At 44.2% G+C, this 14329-nt stretch carries 11 protein-coding genes and 1 pseudogene; 3 read left to right on the forward strand and 9 right to left on the reverse strand.

Annotated features, from left to right (window positions below):
- Positions 1 to 16 precede the first annotated feature (16 nt).
- Both ACX5KA_RS12050 and ACX5KA_RS12055 read left to right on the forward strand, forming a co-directional pair.
- Positions 17 to 451: an ATP-dependent zinc protease family protein gene (locus ACX5KA_RS12050; RefSeq protein ID WP_458731247.1), complete on the forward strand. Its 435-nt coding sequence runs from the start codon at positions 17 to 19 to the stop codon at positions 449 to 451.
- Positions 452 to 510: 59 nt separating this feature from the next.
- Positions 511 to 1509: an amino acid ABC transporter substrate-binding protein gene (locus ACX5KA_RS12055; RefSeq protein ID WP_283630738.1), complete on the forward strand. Its 999-nt coding sequence runs from the start codon at positions 511 to 513 to the stop codon at positions 1507 to 1509.
- Here ACX5KA_RS12055 and ACX5KA_RS12060 read toward each other — a convergent pair.
- Complete coding sequence (locus ACX5KA_RS12060; RefSeq protein WP_014950824.1) at positions 1469 to 2113, reverse strand: response regulator transcription factor; 645 nt, start codon at positions 2111 to 2113, stop codon at positions 1469 to 1471. The two genes, ACX5KA_RS12055 and ACX5KA_RS12060, sit on opposite strands and share 41 nt — an antisense overlap.
- Before the next feature lie 18 nt (positions 2114 to 2131).
- Positions 2132 to 4078: an acetate--CoA ligase gene (acs, locus tag ACX5KA_RS12065; protein WP_049586975.1), complete on the reverse strand. Its 1947-nt coding sequence runs from the start codon at positions 4076 to 4078 to the stop codon at positions 2132 to 2134.
- Positions 4079 to 4335: 257 nt separating this feature from the next.
- On the opposite strand from acs, the gene ACX5KA_RS12070 reads away from it, so the two are divergent.
- Positions 4336 to 5499 carry a DcaP family trimeric outer membrane transporter gene (locus ACX5KA_RS12070; RefSeq protein WP_043961024.1) on the forward strand — a complete coding sequence of 388 codons (1164 nt, stop codon included), beginning with the start codon at positions 4336 to 4338 and terminating at the stop codon, positions 5497 to 5499.
- 92 nt (positions 5500 to 5591) lie between these two features.
- Here the strand turns inward: ACX5KA_RS12070 and ACX5KA_RS12075 are convergent, their stop codons facing one another.
- From ACX5KA_RS12075 to ACX5KA_RS12105, 7 genes and pseudogenes are all read right to left on the reverse strand, one after another.
- Complete coding sequence (locus ACX5KA_RS12075) at positions 5592 to 6746, reverse strand: Na/Pi symporter (protein ID WP_458731248.1); 1155 nt, start codon at positions 6744 to 6746, stop codon at positions 5592 to 5594.
- A gap of 109 nt (positions 6747 to 6855) precedes the next feature.
- Positions 6856 to 7908: an aldo/keto reductase gene (locus ACX5KA_RS12080; RefSeq protein ID WP_458731249.1), complete on the reverse strand. Its 1053-nt coding sequence runs from the start codon at positions 7906 to 7908 to the stop codon at positions 6856 to 6858.
- A gap of 359 nt (positions 7909 to 8267) precedes the next feature.
- Positions 8268 to 8882 carry an ankyrin repeat domain-containing protein gene (locus tag ACX5KA_RS12085; protein ID WP_283626056.1) on the reverse strand — a complete coding sequence of 205 codons (615 nt, stop codon included), beginning with the start codon at positions 8880 to 8882 and terminating at the stop codon, positions 8268 to 8270.
- A gap of 146 nt (positions 8883 to 9028) precedes the next feature.
- Positions 9029 to 9496, reverse strand: a pseudogene (locus ACX5KA_RS12090) (catalase-related domain-containing protein); the annotation flags it as partial.
- Positions 9497 to 9503: 7 nt separating this feature from the next.
- Positions 9504 to 9680 (reverse strand): hypothetical protein, encoded by a 177-nt coding sequence (locus ACX5KA_RS12095; protein WP_155279885.1) that lies wholly within the window; start codon positions 9678 to 9680, stop codon positions 9504 to 9506.
- Between the two features lie 275 nt (positions 9681 to 9955).
- A complete protein-coding gene (locus ACX5KA_RS12100; protein ID WP_458731250.1) occupies positions 9956 to 11308 on the reverse strand; it encodes an alkaline phosphatase PhoX in 1353 nt (450 codons plus the stop codon).
- 171 nt (positions 11309 to 11479) lie between these two features.
- Positions 11480 to 14038: a sensor domain-containing protein gene (locus ACX5KA_RS12105; protein ID WP_458731251.1), complete on the reverse strand. Its 2559-nt coding sequence runs from the start codon at positions 14036 to 14038 to the stop codon at positions 11480 to 11482.
- Positions 14039 to 14329: the final 291 nt, after the last annotated feature.

Genomic DNA, 14329 nt, shown 5'->3' on the forward strand with positions numbered 1-14329 from the left:
ATTGGTAGAAAAACTGATGAACAATAAGAAAATTGTTGGTGCGGTAGAACTGTGCGATTTACCTAAACTTGCTATCTCCGATTTAAACGTGCGTGTGGATACCGGAGCAGCGACTTCTTCGCTTCATGTAGACAATATTGAAGAGTTCGAACAAGACGGTGAACTATGGATTAAATTTGATATTCACCCAGACATTCACAATGTTGAGCGTGTGGTGCGCCGAGAAGCGCGCGTTGAAGGACAAAAACGCGTAAAAAGCTCAACGGCTACACTTGAGAAGCGCTATGTTATAATTACGCCTATAATAATGGACGGGTACCAGTGGGATATTCAGTTAACCCTAACGGACCGCTCTGAAATGACCTATTTGATGCTGCTCGGAAGAGAAGCGATGAGGGGTCAATTTATTGTAGACCCCGAGCACGACTTTTTGCTGACGGGAAAAGACTAGCAATACAAGTTTGCCAATGGATATTCAGCGTTAAAACCTGCGGCAACTTGCAGTAAGGCATGCGTTTAGTGCATGAAATACAAAATATGGACGTTACGAAAAAAGCCCTAAGTGTTGCCTCTCTGCTGTTGAGTGTATTTACACTATTGAGTGCTAATGCTCAGCAGCAAAACACAAACGAGGTAAGTACTGACTTACCTCACACCGTTCTCCGCCTGCCAAATATTCACCCTGGGCGAGACGCCGTATACGCCTACGCTAAACGTCTTCTCACAGAATCACTGCGCGTTACTGAACCTCAATACGGCTCTTTTGAACTGATTGTCAGCGACCAAGAAACGGCGCAAGAGCGTCAACTACGCAGCCTTGAACACCACATGCTAGACGTGACGTGGAGCGTTACCTCGACAGAGCGTGAACGTCAGTTCCTGCCCATTCGCATTCCCATTATGGCGGGTCTATTTGGTAAGCGTGCACTGCTGGTCAGAGAAGGCGATACACGACTTAAAGAAGTAAAGTCATTAAACGCGTTACGAGCATATCGAGCTGTTTTGGGCTACGACTGGCCCGATACGAAGATATTTCGCGCAAACGATATCCCGGTGTTGGAAACGACCTACCGGGCGTCATTTCGCATTGTTTCGGAAGGCTTCGCTGATATGTTTCCAAGAAGTGTTATGGAAATTAAAGAAGAACTCGCTGACAAGGCGCTCTCACGCGGTCTGACTATCGACGATCACCTTATCATTTCATACCCAAGCCCCATCTTTTTCTTTGTAGGAAGCGACAATCAGGCATTAGCAGGGCGGATAGCTGAGGGTCTGTTAAGGCTCTTCGAAACGGGTAAGTTTCAGGAGCTACTGTTAGCTCACGATAACTTTAGAGAAGGTATGGCACTTACCGAAGGGCGAACGGTTATTGAAATTGACAATCCTTTGCTAAGTGAACAAAGCCGCTTGGCATTGGAAAAGTTCTTACCGGAATTTGCTACCTCAGAAGCCGTGCTTAAGTTCGACGCTACTGAACCGGCGGCTCCAGCTCAAGTTGTGAAGCAATAAGTACCGCTTGTGTGCGGTTGTTTATGCCCAACTTTTTAAAGATAGCAGTAACATGCGCTTTAACCGTGGCCTCTGCGATATCTAAATTAAAGCCAATTTGCTTGTTCAGCAAGCCGTCTCGCATGTAACAAAGCACTTTGTATTGCGAAGGCGTTAGCGAGGCAACTTTGTCCGCTAATTCAGAGAACTCTTCATTCACCTCATCAACGTCTTCACTTAAGTTATCAGGCAGCCATACATCGCCATCCAGAATTGCTTCTACGGCGTTTGCAATATCTTGCGCACTGGCAGTTTTGGGGATGAACCCTAGCGCGCCCACGCTAATAATCTTTGAAATAAGTGTGGTGTCTTCTGTGCCAGAGACTACGGCAACAGGAAGTTCGGGAAAGAGTTTTCGAATATGCAGCAAGCCAAACAAATCATTGCTACCCGGCATGTGCAAATCAAGCAACAATAAGTCGATATCCTCATTGTTGAGAATATCGACTGTAGTGTTAAGGTCTCCCGCCTCTTTGAGGGTTAAGGCTGGAAGTGACAACGACAACGCGCCTCTTAGTGCATCGCGATACAGCGGATGATCATCAGCGATTAGAAGGGTTATCATTGTCTATATCCTTAGTTTCTACTTATTTAGACGTTCCTCTATCAGTGTATCAACAACCGATGGATCCGCCAACGTTGATGTGTCACCTAATTGCTCATGCTCATTGGCGGCAATTTTACGCAAAATACGGCGCATAATTTTACCAGAGCGGGTTTTAGGTAATCCACGAGACCATTGGATCATATCAGGTGTAGCAATCGGGCTTAGCTCTTGACGCACCCACGCCTTAAGCTCTTTAGTAAGGGCTTCATTTGCTTCAACCCCTTCATTTGGTGTTACGTAAACGTAGATACCCTGCCCTTTGATATCATGTGGGAAGCCAACAACGGCAGCCTCAGCTACTTTAGGATGGGCAACAAGTGCGCTTTCGATTTCAGCGGTGCCCAAACGGTGTCCAGAAACGTTTAGCACGTCATCTACACGACCAGTGATCCAGTAAAAGCCATCTTCATCGCAACGAGCACCATCACCGGTGAAGTACACACCTTTGTATGCGCTAAAGTAGGTGTTGATAAAGCGCTGATGATCGCCATAAACCGTTCGAGCTTGGCTCGGCCAGCTGTCTTTAATAACAAGATTACCTTCTGCTGCCCCTTCAAGCTCATTACCGTCAGCATCAAATAGCGCTGGCTGAATCCCGAAGAATGGGCGAGTCGCTGAGCCAGGCTTTAACTCCGTAGCGCCAGGCAAAGGCAGGATCATGTGTCCACCTGTTTCTGTCTGCCACCATGTATCGATAATAGGACAACGGCTCATACCAATTACGCGGTGGTACCATTCCCATGCTTCAGGATTAATAGGCTCACCTACTGTCCCCAAAAGGCGAAGCGATGAGACATCACACCCTTCAGCTGGAATATCTCCGTGCGCCATTAATGCGCGGATAGCAGTTGGTGCAGTATATAAACTATTTACTTTGTATTTTTCTACTACTTGAGCAATACGTTTAACGTCTGGATAAGTTGGTACGCCTTCAAAGAACACTTGTGATGCGGCGTTCACCATTGGGCCATAAACCATGTAGCTGTGGCCTGTGATCCAGCCTACATCAGCGGTACACCAATAAACATCGTCTTCTTTGTAATCAAAAGCATATTTAAAGGTCATCGCAGAATATAAGAGATACCCGCCCGTGGTGTGTACTACACCTTTTGGCGTTCCAGTAGAGCCTGATGTATAAAGGATAAACAGTGGGTCTTCCGCGTTCATTACCTCTGGTTCACACTGCGCTGACACGCCATCAACAGCGTCATGCCACCACACATCGTGCTTAGCATTCCAGTCTACGTCTCCTCCTGTTAGCTTATGAACTAAAACATGAGTAATAGACGGACACGCATCACCAGCCAGTGCTTTATCCACATTCGCTTTCAGTGGAATACTTCTTCCAGCACGACGGCCTTCATCAGCAGTAATCACGACTTTGGCGTTGCTGTCGTTGATACGATCGGCAATAGCGTTAGGTGAAAATCCACCGAAAATCACCGAGTGCACTGCACCAATTCGGGCACACGCTAGCATGGCGTAGGCAGCCTCAGGTACCATCGGCATGTAAATCGCAACACGATCACCTTTTGCTACGCCCATTTCTTTAAGTGCATTCGCTAATTTACAAACTTCATAGTGCACTTGTTGATACGTGATATCTTGGCTATCTTCTGGTGAGTCACCTTCCCAGTGAAAGGCAACTTTTGTAGCATTATCAGCTAGATGGCGGTCAATACAGTTATAGCTGGCATTTAACTCACCATCTTCAAACCACTTAATAGACACATCGTTTTCACCAAACATTGTGTTTTTAATTTTGGTGGGCTTTTGATACCACTCAAGCATGGATGCGTGCTCAGCCCAGAACGCTTCAGGTTGCTCTACAGATTGCTTATACATCTCATCATATTGAGATGCGGTTAGATGTGTAGACTGAAGAATGTTCTCAGGCACAGGATAAGTTTTGCTGGCGGTCATAAAGATTGCCTCCAATATCAATAATGTAAAATTCTTGTTGTATGGTGAAACACTCTAGCTATTCACCCGCAAAGCAAAATGAGACTTTGGTCTTAGCAGCCTACAACTAAGGTGCTAGTTAAAAAGTTAGACTAAAAGCATTACGACTATAGTCTTATGCGACCATCGGCTTATTTAAATTTGAGATAATAAGTACACAATCAGCAATGTTAACGTTGAATTTACATTTATTTAACCACTTTTTTGGAACAGACACGATGAAAGCTAAAATAAAAAATACGGCTACAGCAGTAGCGCTGTGCCTGGCAGCATCTACAGGTGCAGCACAAGCAGCAACAATCGGCGACACAAGTGTGAAATTCACAGGCTACATTAAAGTCGACGCTATGGTTAGTGACTACTCAGATGGCACCATTGCATCAGGTAGCGTAGGTCGCGATTTCTATATTCCTTCACTAACACCTGTTGGTGGCGTTGACGAAGATCCACAATTTGACGCGCATATCAGAACGTCACGATTCCGCTTTGCAACGTCAACGCCTACGGCTGAAGGCGACACAATTAACGGTGTATTCGAACTCGACTTCCTTGTAACTAGCGGCGGTGATGAGCGAATCAGTAACTCCTACACTCCGCGAGTACGCCACGCGTACTTAACTTACAAGAATTGGTTGGTGGGCCAAACATGGACGACCTTTATGGACGTAGGTTCATTACCAGAATCACTTGATTTTATTGGTACCACTGACGGCATCACCTTTGCCCGTCAAGTTATGGTGAGATATACCAACGGCGGCCTACAGCTTGCGCTTGAAAACCCAGAATCAACCATTACGCCATTTGGCGGTGGTAGCCGAATTACGAGTGACGACAGCAGCGTTCCAGACTTTGTAGCTGCCTATACGTCAAAGTATGACTGGGGTTATGTAAAAGTAGCGGGCTTATTAAGACAGTTGTCTTACGATAATGCCGCTGGCATTGATGCGGACGAAACCAGCTTTGGTGTATCGGTAACCGGTAAATACAATTTGTCTAATGGCGACGATATTCGCTTCACGTTCAACACGGGTAAAGGTTTAGGCAGATACTCTGCGCTAAACGCAGTTAATGGTGCAGTACTTACCGAAAGCGGCGACCTTGAAGCCATAGACTCAACAGGTTACGGCGTTGCGTATCGTCACAAGTGGAGCGAAAAAGCGCGCAGTAGCATCATGTTCTCGGCGTTTGAAGCAGACAATGACGTATCATTAACGGGTTTAGCTACCACTGAAAGCACTTATAGCACACGTGTAAACTACTTGTACTCGCCAACTAAAGCGCTAACCGTTGGCGCTGAATACGCTTTCGCAAAGCGTGAAATTGAAGCCGGCCTTGAAGGCGACATGAACCGCTTCCAAGTTTCAGCAAAATACGCATTCTAATACATGCACTAACTTAAAAAAGAAAAACGGCACTGAGCTCATCAGCGCCGTTTTTTTGTGCATACAGAAAATAGAATGGCGCGCTACGTTAGCTACATAGTGGTGAAGATAATACCCAAAGGCACAATAAAGAATAAGCCACCGATATAAGCTGCGCCGTACATTTTCCGCTCTGCCGCTATCACTGATAATTTATAAGACAAATTGAGCGGAATATTGCGCAATAAAGGCAGCCCGTAAATAAGCGTAACGCCCAGAACGTTATAAATCAGGTGCACAAGCGCTATTTGTAGTGCAAATCCGCTATTAACCCCCACTACACCTAACGCAGCGATAAGCGCAGTGATACATGTGCCTATATTCGCGCCCAATGTGAACGGATAGATATCCTTAGCTTTTAAAATTCCACTGCCAACCAAAGGAACCATGAGCGATGTGGTGGTTGACGAGGATTGCACTAGCACTGTCATCACAGCACCCGACGTTATTCCAGAGAGTGGCCCTTTTCCTATGCTGGTATGCAATAACGCCTTTGCCTTGCCTACCATAAGTGATTTCATAATTTTACCCATGTAGGTAATTGAAAACATAATAAGGCCGATACCAAGAATTATTTTCGCTACGCCCGGATAAATAGAAGGTAAAAAGGAGAATGCTTGTGTAACTATGTCTGTTACCGGTTGCGTCATCGCTTTAATAGGATTAACACCAGACACACCGATGGCTTCACCTGTATGGATAAGCGCAACCAATTGGGCACTTAAGAACTCCAAAATACCAAACGCCATTTCAAGAGGTAAGAAAATTAGTACCGACAGCACATTGAAGAAGTCATGAATAGTGGCCGCATTGAAGGCTCGTTGAAACTCATCTTTTTTTGCAACATGACCAAGGCTCACCAAGGTGTTGGTAATACTGGTCCCAATGTTGGCGCCCATCATCATGGGTATAGCGATAGTTATGGGTAAACCACCCGCTACCATTCCGACAATAATAGAGGTAACCGTACTTGAAGACTGAATAAGTGCGGTACACACCATACCAATAATCAATCCCATGACAGGATTAGAAGCAAAACTAAAAAGAGATTTCGCGTGGTCGCCAGTAGCAAATTTGAATCCGCTGCCGATCATGCTGACAGCTAATAACATCACATAGACTAACAAGGCTAAAAGAAGCCACTTACGCCAGCTATGTGCTTTTTCTAGCACACTGTTCTTGGCTAGTTGAGGGTCAATCATTGACATAATACGCACAACTTCATACTTGAAAAGCTCATAATATGACGTGCGTATTACACAAAAATGACGGGGAGTGAAGTGCTACCCCGCCAATCTTAGGAAGAAAAAAATTCGCTTAGAAGCCTAAAGGATACTGCCTTAGTACACCGTGAATGTCGTCTAATGTTTCCTTCGAAAGTGAAATATCAAACGCGTCTATATTTTCTTTAAGTTGAGGCACAGTGGTAGCACCAATAATTGTTGAGGTAACACCAGGCACTCGCTTACACCACGCCAACGCGAGCTGCGAAGGTGTTATTCCTACGTTTTCTGCAATCTTCATATATTCAGCTGTAGCTGCCTGCGCTGGCGCTTTATCTCTAAATAACCCCATGCGCTGAGCTAGTGTCCAACGACTACCTTCCGGTCTGGCTCCATCCTGATACTTACCACTTAACATACCCGTTGCTAACGGCGACCACGGTAAATACGCAATATTCTCTAGCTCACACATTTCGATTAAATATGGCCAGTCTTTCGCATGGAGCAAACTGAATTCATTTTGAATAGAAACAGGTAGCGGCATATCCAGCTCTTTGCAAAGTGTAAGAAAGGCGTGAATGCCCCAAGGCGTGTCATCTGACAGCCCCCAGTGTCTAATTTTCCCTTCATCCAACGCGCGCTTAATGCCTAAAAGGATATCACGCATACCATCCAGTTCTTTCTCTCGACTGGTTTTGGTTGGATCAGCACCATCCGGCCAATGCTTACCGAAATGTGGTGTTACTCTGTTTGGCCAATGTAGCTGGTAAACGTCGATATAATCGGTCTTTAAGCGCTCTAATGAATAGGTGAGTGCGTTTGCGATAGCGTCAGCTGTAATGGGCCCTGCATTGCGAATGTATTTTAAGCCACTGCCGGCGATTTTAGTCATTAATACAATATCAGAGCGCTTTGCTTCATTTCGCGAGATCCAATTGCCGATAATGCGCTCTGTATCACCGTACGTATCGACATTGGGAGGAACGGGATACATTTCCGCGGTATCTAAAAAGTTAACGCCTTTATCAAGGGCGTAAGCTATTTGTTCATCTGCATCTTGCTGAGTGTTTTGAATGCCCCATGTCATTGTTCCTAAACAGATGTCTGACACCTGTAGGTCGCTATTTCCTAAGCGGTTAAACTTCATCTTTGCTTCTACCTTGGCTTATACCTTGTTAATGCAATAGTGAGTCGGCCGCTTTAGAAAATCTACTTACTTTTAGCTTTTAAATGAAAGCTATGAGACTTTCTTATTGGCCAACTCGGCTTCTACGCTGGCGAGCCGCGCCTCAATATCTCTTTTCGACTCGACCATTTCATTCGCCAATTCTGCGAGTGATTTTAACTATGCAAACCCTAACTTTCTCGTATCAATCATTTGATACTGACGCTTACAGCGATAAAAGAAAGTTAACAAAAGCTCGGTGGAATGTCGCAAAACTCTTGATCAATACCAGAATTAACGCGATAGACGTGAGCGCAGCAACTAAAAGCCGGTGAGGTAAGCTACTTATTATCTTTGTTCAGTGCCTCAGCCAGCGCGTAATTGCCTTGCGACAAGGCTATATCTGCCACTGAGTTACCAGCTTTATCTACATGCTTGGGATTTGCGCCTTTTTCTATTAGGCTGCTTACAATCTCTTGTCTATCGAAGAGGCTTGCAAACATTAGGGCCGTTTGCCCATTTGCGTTTTCTTCGTCTATATCGCAATCGGCAAAAACCAGCTGCTTTGCCACACTGACATGACCTTTAAATATAGCGCCCATAAGTGCAGTATTCCCGCGGTTGTCTTCTTGACACGGGTTTACCTTCGCCTGCTCAATAAGAAAGTTCACGGTGTCAGTGTGACCGTGGTACGCCGCAAGAATAAGTGCTGTATAGCCTTTTTCATCTGCGACGTTTACATCTAGCCCAGCGTTATAAAAGGCTTGCAACATGGTGCTGTCGCCTTCTCTAGCTGCGTCGAAATACCGCACTTTTAGTGCTTCCATAGATAGCGAAGCTGATTGCGCAGGTTTGTCCGCCGCGCTAGTTACTTGTGTCACAGCACTGGCATCGAAGCTGAATAGAGTGACAATAACGAACAGTGTTGATAGTAGTGAGTGCTTAAAAATAGACATTGTGCCCTCTTTATTTATCGACGCAAAAAGTGGAAAGTAATATTTGAGATTAGGTAGCTACGCATTGGGTGGACTATTTACCAACGATAAATAGCCCACCTTTTAGTACTTCTGACTTAAGTACTTCTGATTTTAGTAGCTTGGGTTTATTGCATTAGCGCGGTTAGGCTTTCAGCAACTTGCTTTGCTTTAGCGGCACGTGCAGCTTGCTGTTCCATTAAGTCTTTCGCCGTTTGACGAACTTTAGACATTGGTGCTTTCGCTAATTTTGCTACACCTGCACCGTAGTCTTTATCAGCGTTGTACATATAAGCACTAATAATGACGCGGATTTCTTCTTCAGGCACCGATGCCAGTGCACCGCCTAAGTTACTAATTAGGTTCTTCTGGCCTTCTTTAGTTAGGTTTCTGAAAAACTCACCCGCTTGCTTGAAGTTCTGTTCTTTGTAGAACGGAATTTGTTGCGTCATACCTGCAAGCGGCTTGCTTGAATAACGAAATGCTGGGTCTTCGTTAAGATCAAGACGACGGCTTGGCTGGTAGTTCACATCGCGCGCTGTGCTAGTCGTACGTAGCTGACCATGTTGCTCGTGGTTATTGATAACCGCATTTTTGAGGTTCTCACAGTTGTACTCCCACATGAAGGTTGGTACGAGGTTTAGGGGCTTTAACTTCTACGCAAACTTGGTCGCCATAATAGTTATCAGCGTAATTGCATTGCGTTCGAATGGGTTGATTAGTTGTGGAGGAAACACGGTGGCTATTCGCCGTTGTTAGCTTTTTTAATAGTGCGCTCATTTGGCTCTCCTTCTTAAGTTGAGAGCATTATCATTAATTGAACAAAACTATTAAAACGGGTTAAAACGATTCAAATAATTAATTTATTCGATTGTAAAGATACTAGTTAATCGAGAAAAGGTATGAAAGTAAGTAAATGATCCGCGACGAAAGAATGGTTGATAGAAATTTGCAGTTCACACTTGGGGGGGATAACGGCGCCATTTTAAAGTAATAAGAATAAATGACGCCAGTCTTCTAGATAACCGTAATATCTGGTCTCCAACCTCTTATCTCTAGCCTTTAAGCCATGGCCCGGTTATAGCTAAGGTCTTCGTTGGAGAGTAAATATTCACGAAAAGCGTATTGCCGTCAGGCGAGAAACACGCGCCGGCAAGTTCAGTTTGCGCATGGAGCTTTGCAAAGTTATACACTTCTCCATTTGGTGTAACACCGCGTAAGTGATTATCAACAATGTCGGTATATTGGTCTTCGCACACCAATAGATGCCCGTTTGGACATACGGTTAAGTTATCGCCGAAGTTATATAAGTTCTTGTCTTCGCTTTCTAAAAATAGCTGAAGCTTGTCTTGTTTACCATCAGCAGAAGGAACAAGTTTCATTACTTGACCGAGCTGCTTTTGGCCGCCATTAGTACAGCAAAAATAAAGCTCATCTTCACCCCAATGTATACCTTCACCGCGAGCGAATAAGGCCGCACCTTTCTTGTACCCTCTAGCCCGTAAGTCATCGTTCGGACTTTCCGGGTTGTCTAATGCTATCCACTCAACGTCGAACCACGTTGCTACAGGCATAGTGTTTGAAGACCAATTACGTGTATCGAACTGAGGTTTGTTTTTTACTACCAGGGCTTCTAACTGGCCGCCAGCTGCCAAGTTAGCGTACTCGTTAGGTACAAAGCGATATAGCAAGCTGTCACCCTGATCTTCAGTCAGGTAAACAATACCGGTTTTGGGGTCGACACATGCCGCTTCATGATTAAAACGACCCATTGCTTTAAGCGGTTTAGCTTCAATGAGTGAGTCAGCGTTTGCGGGTACTTCAAAAATGTAGCCGTGATCTTTGTTTACCACATCACCGTTCGGGCCATGAGGTCGGTCTACGGACTCTTCACACGTTAGCCACGTGCCCCAAGGCGTAATGCCGCCCGAGCAGTTTCTTACCGTTCCAACAAGACTGATAAACTCTCGCTCTACCGTTTTGGTGGTAAGGTTATACACCATGGTTGTGGTGCCGCCTGGTAAAGCAACCCCACTATGATAGTTGTCGTAGGCCAACTCGCTGGTATGCTTTTGAATAGACTGTGGCTGAGCACTTAAATGTTTAGGGTGCAGTTCGTGGTTACGTATAAGCGCCACTTTGTCGCTACTGCCTTCTACAGGCAAACAACCCATACCGTCCGCTCTGTCAGGTACATGCATACCATCAGACATGCTATTTCCAAGGCTTGATATAACCTTATAGCTAAAGCCTTTAGGTAAATCGAGCAGCTTTTGAGGGTCGGCGACTAGTGCACCATAGCCTTCACTAATCGGCATAGACGCCAAATTTATTTTCTTACCAAAAGCACTGGTCGCTAGGCCACCAAATGCCAAAGAGCCTACTAAAAACTGGCGTCGTGTTATCATCAAAGTCTCTCACAGCACTAAATTCAAAAATTATAACTCGGTATTGTTACAGTATGACAAAAGGAGCTTATAAAGCTTACAAGAAAGCCGCTTTTTCAGGTGAAAAAGAGAACCTAGAACACGATCAAGACTGGCTAGCCAATAGCGGATAATTGCAAACTTTCTTTAAATTTAGGGTAGTTTTGTGTTTTCATTGATTCCCGCCCAATGTGCTTCCGGTTCAGGCCTTGAGAAGTAATAGCCTTGAAATTTTTCACAGCCTTTACCTATTAGGTATTTTAGCTGCTCTTCACTCTCTACACCCTCTGCAATACATGTGACATTCAGTGCTTTGGCCATTTCAATAATTGCATCAACAATCTGCGCCGCTTTTCCATCAAAGTCTTTTCCTATGTCGTCCACAAAGTACTTATCTATTTTAAGCTCACTGATTGGGAGAACTTTCAGGTATGCAAGACTGGAATATCCGGTACCGAAATCATCAATTGAAAAACGAAAGCCGAATCTTGCGAGTTCAAGCATGGTTTCCTTAACCAGCTCAATATCCACCACTAAAGCGGTTTCTGTTAATTCCAGCATTAACATGTGAGGTGGAATGCCGTATTGATTTACGCGAGAAAGTAGCGAATTTATAAAGTCAGGCACAACTATTTGTCTAGCGCTTATGTTGATCGCAATAGTGGTATTTAAACCGCTTTTCACGAAGTTACTAATAACGCTCAGCGTTTTTCTTAAAACTATGTCACCTATTTCGCAGATAGCGTAGCTCTCTTCGGCAATAGGAATAAATTCACTTGGGCTTACTGGACCTAACTCTTTCGAGTACCACCGCACCAACGCTTCGAAAGAAGAAACCGTTCCATCATGAGTAACTTGAGGCTGAAGTACTATTGATAATTCATCGCATTCTATCGCTTGTTCAAGCTTAGATTTTATATCTAAATAACGGTCGAACTCTTTAAACCCATCCTCTGAAATATGGCAAAGACCAAAAGGTGCCGACCTTTTTGCCCTTTTAACAGCCTGTTCGATTACATTGATGATTGACTCAATGCTTTGACCTTGCGGATTAAAGATAGCACTGCCAAGTGACGCAGTAAGAGAGCATTTCACTTTATTTATGACAATATCGAAATGACGTGGACTAAGGAGTGCGCTTTCCACTAAGTTCGCATCAAATTTATGGAGGTCTTCTTTTATGTAGGTTTTTTTAGACAGTACGACAAAACTATCACCGCCATATTTAAAAATTTCATAATCGTGTCCGATGACGAAAAGCAACTGCTCTGCAATCTTTCTTATAGCATAGTTGCCGTTACCAAAGCCGAAACGCGTATTGATTTGCGCCATATTATCGATATCTAACAACAAAATATGAATATATTCTTGCTTCAACGATGCGCGTAACATCAAGTCTTTAAAGCGTTGATGGAACCACTGCTGATTTCGAAGGCGGGTAACAGAGTCAGTATAAGCGAGGTTATAAATGGTATCCTGCGCTTCTATACGTTCACTAATATCCCGTATAACACCTATAAATCCCCTTTCACCCTGGTCAAAACTCTCCGACAATGACAATTCCATCTGGAATATATCGCCGTTTTTTCGCTTAGCTGGAAGCTGACGACCTACTCCTATAATTTTACCTACCCCAGTCTCCATATAATTGCGCATATAAAAAGCATGGTTAGACGCATAAGGTTCTGGCATTAGAATCTCTACAGACTGAGCGATTAACTCGCTTCGCGTGTAACCAAACGTTTTAAGCGCAATGTCGTTACAATGTGTGATTGTGCCCTTGACGTCGATACTAAATACAGCATCATTGATATTATTCAAAATATTTTGAATTTTCATCGCTCGCTCTTCATTGAGAGTAAGCGCGGTTTTATATTCAGTAATATCTTCAAATGCACCGAAAAGACGCTTAACTGCGCCATTCTTAAAAAGCTCCGCTTTCCCAGAGGCCCTTACCCATCGAATAGAGCCAGACGAGTCGATAATTTTGCACTGAATGTCATAGGGCTTTTGGTGATTACGGAGGTTATCAAATGCGAACGTTAACTCCTCAGTATATCCCGGGGCGAAAGAGTTGATGGCTTTTTGGACGTTTATGGCACTACCGACTGGTAAACCGAAGATACGGTATGTCTCTGATGACCATATTAACTTTTCAGTTTCAGGATAAAACTCCCATGACCCTGTTTTCGACATACGGCTTATTTCATCTATGAGGCTTAGGTTATGCGCGGTTTTTATTGCGAGAAAGTCTTTCTGCAGCTGAGTGGAAAACAACTTAGCCTGAAGTGAGAAAACCTGTAACCACTCATTGATGTCTTGTTTGGGAGTGTTAAAAATAGCAACGAGTACACCAATATTTTGATTATTCTCGTTAAAGAGGCCCGCACCCAAGTAACCTTGCGCATTAAGCTCACTAAGGGTTTGATCATCGGGAAACTGCTCGCAGATGTCTGACTTGTAACCACACGGCCCAGTTTGCATGACCCTTTCACAAGGCGAACCCTTCAGGTCATATTCAATTTGTGAAATTGGAGAGTCGTGTGCGAGCCCTACTAATACGGAAATTTTATCCGCCTTTTTAACGCCTAAAAAAAGATAGTCAGCCTGAAGTAACTCGTTAAACCCTAATAAATCTTGCTCATAAGCACTACGATTTTCCAAAACAATTGTGCTGAACTCCGATTCATTTAAAACTGACTCGAATGACATTACTTATAAAACCTTGATAAAACATTAAAATGGAGTTTGCCACTTCGCACTGACGGAAGAAAGGCATGACGATAAGTTTCAAATTTATCAATACCTAAGCATAGCTCAACTTGCGATTAAGGCTAGCCTCGAACCTAGTCATTTTGAAATAAGTTTGTCCGCTTCCACATAGAACCCGCCGGGCCTTAAGTTATTTCTGTATTAGGGAGTGAGTGCTGTGTCCTCTGATACTCTCCAACCCAGAGGGGCGGTGTCGAAGCTCTAAATCGCAGGCATAAAAAAAGCGCACCT

The sequence above is a fragment of the Alteromonas alvinellae genome, from assembly GCF_902705805.1.

Bases quoted from the DNA above. Each gene is read 5' to 3' on its own strand.
- ACX5KA_RS12070 (WP_043961024.1), top strand. From the start codon at position 4,336: ATGAAAGCTAAAATAAAAAATACGGCTACAGCAGTAGCGCTGTGCCTG.
- ACX5KA_RS12095 (WP_155279885.1), bottom strand. From the start codon at position 9,680: ATGAGCGCACTATTAAAAAAGCTAACAACGGCGAATAGCCACCGTGTT.
- ACX5KA_RS12060 (WP_014950824.1), bottom strand. From the start codon at position 2,113: ATGATAACCCTTCTAATCGCTGATGATCATCCGCTGTATCGCGATGCA.
- ACX5KA_RS12100 (WP_458731250.1), bottom strand. From the start codon at position 11,308: ATGATAACACGACGCCAGTTTTTAGTAGGCTCTTTGGCATTTGGTGGC.
- ACX5KA_RS12080 (WP_458731249.1), bottom strand. From the start codon at position 7,908: ATGAAGTTTAACCGCTTAGGAAATAGCGACCTACAGGTGTCAGACATC.
- ACX5KA_RS12105 (WP_458731251.1), bottom strand. From the start codon at position 14,038: ATGTCATTCGAGTCAGTTTTAAATGAATCGGAGTTCAGCACAATTGTT.
- ACX5KA_RS12055 (WP_283630738.1), top strand. From the start codon at position 511: ATGCGTTTAGTGCATGAAATACAAAATATGGACGTTACGAAAAAAGCC.
- ACX5KA_RS12050 (WP_458731247.1), top strand. From the start codon at position 17: ATGAACAATAAGAAAATTGTTGGTGCGGTAGAACTGTGCGATTTACCT.
- acs (WP_049586975.1), bottom strand. From the start codon at position 4,078: ATGACCGCCAGCAAAACTTATCCTGTGCCTGAGAACATTCTTCAGTCT.
- ACX5KA_RS12085 (WP_283626056.1), bottom strand. From the start codon at position 8,882: ATGTCTATTTTTAAGCACTCACTACTATCAACACTGTTCGTTATTGTC.
- ACX5KA_RS12075 (WP_458731248.1), bottom strand. From the start codon at position 6,746: ATGTCAATGATTGACCCTCAACTAGCCAAGAACAGTGTGCTAGAAAAA.